Source organism: Brevundimonas sp. (assembly GCF_023259385.1).
Lineage (GTDB): Bacteria > Pseudomonadota > Alphaproteobacteria > Caulobacterales > Caulobacteraceae > Brevundimonas.
The window spans coordinates 1-4,019 of record NZ_JAHFPF010000001.1 but is presented as its reverse complement, the minus strand read 5'-3'; the positions used below and the strand labels follow the sequence as shown (position 1 = coordinate 4,019).

Sequence of the window (4,019 nt, the reverse complement as noted above, 5' to 3'; positions counted from 1 at the left end):
CGTCGATCCCGCCGTGCCGGACCTGCCGGAGCGGTGCTGCACCCTGCCCCTGTCCCCGATGGTGATCGAACTGATCCGGCACCTGGCGGCGACCGCCCCGCCCGGCCGGCCCGCCGACGGTCAGACGGACCGCTTCACCCAGGTCGTCCTGGAGGAGCTTCGCCGCATCGACACGACCGGCTTCCACCTGCCGATCACCGACGACCCCACCCTGCGCCTGATCGCCGACACCCTGATGCAGAGCCCGGACGACCGCGCCTCGGTCGCCGCCTGGGCCGCCCGCGTGGCGATGAGCGAACGCGCCCTGGCCCGGCTGGTGGTGCGCGAGACGGCGCTGAGCTTCGGCCGCTGGCGCCAGCAGTTCCACATCGTCACGGCCCTGCAGAAGCTGTCCGCCGGCGCCTCCGTCCAGGCCGTCGCCCTGGACCTCGGCTACGGCTCGGTCAGCGCCTTCATCGCCATGTTCAAGGCCGCCCTCGGCCTCTCCCCCGCCCGCTACATCGCCCGCATGACCCGCCCGCACGCCGTGACCTCGTCCGCCGGGTGGGGGGGGTGACACCGGGATCCTCTGGACTATCCCCTCGGCGCCGCTCTCAGCCTCAAGGAGCGCATGGCTGAGGTCTTCGGCGCCATGGCTGCTGGAGAAGCTGTTCGGGCAGCGGTAGAGGCGCGTTCGGACGAGTGCAGGTCGGCCTTATGACGCGGCGGACATTCGCCAGCCCATATCGGAGCAGGTCCAAGCCGAAGACGGAAAGGAATGGGATCGGGGCGCCTTCGTCAGGCGGAATGAACTCCGCCAAACACGTCAGGCCTCATTCGATCCCGAGTGCGTCCCTCAGATCTCCGGCGCGTCGCCGATGCGAGTCGATCTCTTGCTCCAGGCACTCAAGCTCTTCCCGCATCTTGTCTAGACCCGTCCCCGTTCGATCGGTGGTGTCCGCCCAAAGACATCGGGCGTCTTGTACAGCCGTGCTATGCTGGAAGACCTCGTCCGGAGCAGGCTCCGGCTCCGGGGCGAAGAGACGTTCGGCGAAAAATATCCAAAGGACGCCGAGGACACCGGCCGCGACGATGGCCGCGATCGCCGTACCTAGGAGCCACTCACCGCGCTTCGGCTCATTCGGTTCTGAAAACGGCCCGGGTTTGGGCGCCCCGTTCTCAAGACGACTTAGGCGGCGCTCATGATCGTCGAGACGGCGGGTGGTCCAGCCATCCCCGGCATTATCCGGGAAGGAACCGGCTTGGGAGGCGTCGCCTTGCGCGTAAGAATGGCCTCTGGTTCTGGAACCCGCGGCGCCCCGCTGAACAGGCGCAACGGCGGGTATGGCCGGCTCGGTTGCGTTGCTATTGGGATCCATGATGCGGTGAGATCCGGAAGCCGTCACCGACTGCCTGAGCGCCGAAGTCGTACCGACAAGGACTTCCGAAGCAATCGAGTACGCCGATTGGACCTCGGCCGCTTCCAGAACCGTTGGCAGACGTCGTGTTAGCTCGGACTCGCTCAGCCCGTTCATGTCGATGTAGAGCCGTTCGAAACTGCCCTCAGTCAGCCCGCCATGACGTGGAACTTGGGGATCGAATAGCGGTCGCATGCGATCCCGCACGACTGCCGCGAACTCAGCCGCCGTGTATTGGACCTCGCCGTTCTCGAACATGGCGTGGGTAAGTTGCCGCAGATACTGCAGCGTCTCGGCCATCGGCGCACTGCAATTGCACGTCAGGATTCCCACACCGACATAGGTGTTGGCCCTTGAGTTACGCGGCAGCCTGGCCCCGATATAAAAGCCGAGCCAGGTGATCGTCCGGCCTTCGAGAGCGTAGCGTGAAAGCTTGAAGACGACATCCTGCTGCGTCCGCGGCACGGCTCCGCTGGGCAGCACGCACCATTTATCGAGGCGGTTGGATATCTCTCGCCCGATGGGTCCTGTCGGCGGATCGGCGGATCTCAGCTCCGCAAGCCGCGCGCCGATCCCGACCATCTCGTGCGGAGATCCAATGACCACCACATCCAGCCAGGGCGATGGGACGCTTTTCATCAGCGCGCGGTGAGCACGGCGTTCAGCGCGTCGATCAGGGAGCGGCGGGGCGGGCCGTTGGCCACCGTCACATCAGGGAACAAGGACCGCCGCAGCCCGTCCGTCTCGGAGACCGCCCTCCGCGCCTGGGCCGCATTGCCGTAGAGCCAGTTCATGATGGTGCGCGGGTAGCGTTGGAAGGTCGCCTTGAACGCGTGAGGCGGCTCACGATACTGGCCGTCTTTGAAGTATCCCGATGAGTACTGCATGAAGGCGCGCCGTTCGCGCGCCTCGCCTTCCAGAGCCATGCCCTGGAAGGTGCCCCACGCGTTCGGGTATCGGTCGCACAGGACCCGATCCACATCGTCCGCGCCCGCCTGACTGAAAAGCGGACGCGCATCCATCGGCGAAGCGAACTGATCCCACTTCGTCAGCAGGAACAGGTGGTGGTCCTGACGCCGGCGCTCCCGAAGCTCCTCGTATCCCCGCATGGCGCCCAGAAGGCCGAAATTGCTGCCAGGGGTGTCTCGGTCGTGGCCGTCGCTGATCGAATACGGCGCCACATAGATGACGGAGATGCCATGGGGATAGTTGCTCAGCACGTCGACGATTTCGGGCTGCAGCGCCTTGAACAGGTCAGCGTTGCGATCTTCGTTCGGCTGATAGTCCTCGCCTCGCCCATCCAGGAACGCGAACTTCACCGGATCCAGCCGGCTGTTCCGTGGCTTCACATCGACCGGAATGAAGAACGGATCCCCAATCGTCATGCCCACGGGTTTGCCCGTCGCCAACTCATATGCCGCGCGGTCGTAGGTGTCCTTGGCTTGCTGATGAAAAGCCCTCGACCGCGAGTCCGACGGATCGAGGATCGGCTCCCCCAGCGAGACGCTGATATCCCGCATCGTCTGGAGTCCCAGGATCAAAGACAGGATCAAGGACGACTTTCCAGCCTGCGAGGAGCCGAAGATCAAGACAGGGTGGCGATCCGTGCGGTCGAGGTTTTCGGCGATGCTGATGCTGGGCGAGAGCCGCCGCGGCGGGGTCAGGGGGAGATCGTCCATGCGCTCAGTTCCTCTTGATCGACCGTTGCGACCACAGGAAGCGCGGGTCCGTATAGAAGCGCGGATCGACGACGACGGCCTTCGCGCGAGCGGCGCTCCCAAACCGCACATTCAGCTCGGTCAGCAGCCCGATCAGGGCCAGGTCCAGGCCGATCGCGATAAGCAGGTAGACCCAGGTCGCGATGTGCAGGAGCCGCTTGCGGAACAGGTTCAGGGTCGAGGCGTAGGAGTTCACCTCATCGATCTGCAGACTGGTGATTTCCGGAGTATCGGCGGTCGTTTGTCCGCCCAGGCTGGCGAAGGTCTGTCGGTCGGCGTTGTAGTCGTCACGCGCCCGGTACAGAGGCTGGATGTCGATGCTGTCGACCCCTCCAATGCCGATGGCGGCCGCCTCTACCGTCTCCAGGCCGCGGTCCATTTCATCGTAATTGGCGCGGAGCTCATCGAGGAAGTTCAGACGGACCGGGCCCGAGGCGCCGATCAGGCCGATGTCCCCCCGAACCATTCTCTGAGCCATTTGAGCGTAGGACTGGTACACGCGCTCGGCTTGGGCGACGTCGCACGGCTGGATCGCGCCGGAGCCGTTCAGCTCTCGAAAACCGGGTATCTCGGCGCGCAGGTCCGCGATGATCGATCGCGCGGCGGGACCGACGCCGCAGTACGCTCCGCGGTTGGGGTTGACGATCTCCTCGTGAAGATTTTCCAGCAGCGCCGCCACCCGGGCCTGCTTCTCATTGTAGCCAACTGGCGTCAGCTGCACCTGGCCCGCGTCCCTGAGGGCGCTGTAACGGCTCCGCACCTCCGAGATGTCGGTCCTCAGGATGGCGCGGCTTTCAAACATGATGAAAGCCGCGTTGAGCGTGCCCAGAGCGCTGATGATCGCCAGGAAGATGTAGAATTTCCAACCGTGGTGCCACGCCGGTCGTTCCCCGCGCTCCCGAGC

Annotated in this window: 4 protein-coding genes; 1 reads left to right on the top strand and 3 read right to left on the bottom strand. The window is 65.0% G+C overall.

Translation table 11 applies throughout. The annotated features are described in order from the left end of the window. The coding region (locus Q0C81_RS00020; protein WP_291832144.1) for an AraC family transcriptional regulator at positions 1 to 556 on the top strand (556 nt) is incomplete at its 5' end. A 256-nt stretch (positions 557 to 812) separates the two neighbouring features. Here the strand turns inward: Q0C81_RS00020 and Q0C81_RS00015 are convergent. The 3 genes from Q0C81_RS00015 to Q0C81_RS00005 all read right to left on the bottom strand — a co-directional run. Next, a complete protein-coding gene (locus tag Q0C81_RS00015) occupies positions 813 to 1,979 on the bottom strand; it encodes a hypothetical protein (protein WP_291832143.1) in 1,167 nt (388 codons plus the stop codon). Positions 1,980 to 2,035: 56 nt separating this feature from the next. Beyond that, the gene (locus Q0C81_RS00010) at positions 2,036 to 3,076 is read right to left on the bottom strand and encodes a hypothetical protein (RefSeq protein ID WP_291832142.1); all 1,041 of its coding nucleotides are present in this window, start codon (positions 3,074 to 3,076) and stop codon (positions 2,036 to 2,038) included. Positions 3,077 to 3,080: 4 nt separating this feature from the next. Then, the coding region (locus Q0C81_RS00005; RefSeq protein WP_291832141.1) for a hypothetical protein at positions 3,081 to 4,019 on the bottom strand (939 nt) is incomplete at its 5' end.

Coding starts and splice junctions, on each gene's coding strand:
- Q0C81_RS00015 (WP_291832143.1), bottom strand. CDS start 1,979: ATGGTCGGGATCGGCGCGCGGCTTGCGGAGCTGAGATCCGCCGATCCG.
- Q0C81_RS00010 (WP_291832142.1), bottom strand. CDS start 3,076: ATGGACGATCTCCCCCTGACCCCGCCGCGGCGGCTCTCGCCCAGCATC.